We start from the raw sequence: 550 nt of genomic DNA on the forward strand, positions 1-550 counted from the left end.
CCGTCGATGTGCCAGGCGGTCTGGGTGTTGTAGGCGGTGGATTTCGGGTCGAGGGTGTGCAGGAACCACAGGCGTTGTTGCGCGAACGACAACACCCGACCCGGCGACGACCCCGGAGCGGCCTTACCGACCGATCGGGCGACGGCGTCCCCGGCCGATCCGGGAGCCCGCCCCTGCGGCTCGCGCGGTCCCGCGAAGGCCGGCGGGGCGGCCGGCGGCGTCTCGGCCCGTAGCTGGTCGGCCATCGCGGCCACGGTCTGCGCCTCGAACACGATCGCCGCCGAGACCGGCACGTCGAAATGCTCGCGCAGCCGGGCGGCGATCATGGTGGCCTGCATGGAGTGCCCGCCGAAGGCGAAGAAGTTGTCGTCGCGGCCGGGCCGCCGACCGATCACGTCTGCCCACACCTGCGCCACCCGCCGCTCCAGGTCGTCGCGGGGCGCTTCGCCGCGCGCGGTGAGGTCCGGTGCGGGGAGGGCGTTGCGGTCGATCTTGCCGTTGCGGGTGAGGGGGAGGTGGGGCAGGGCGATGATGCTGTGGGGTACGAGGT

The 550-nt window shown here is 73.1% G+C and carries 1 protein-coding gene; it reads right to left on the bottom strand.

What is annotated here, in order from left to right; all coding sequences use genetic code 11:
* On the bottom strand, positions 1–550 hold a 550-nt coding region (locus ACSNN9_RS28620; RefSeq protein WP_436676412.1), incomplete at both ends, for a phosphopantetheine-binding protein.

This window comes from Micromonospora sp. URMC 107 (assembly GCF_051386315.1).
Taxonomy (GTDB): Bacteria; Actinomycetota; Actinomycetes; order Mycobacteriales; family Micromonosporaceae; genus Micromonospora.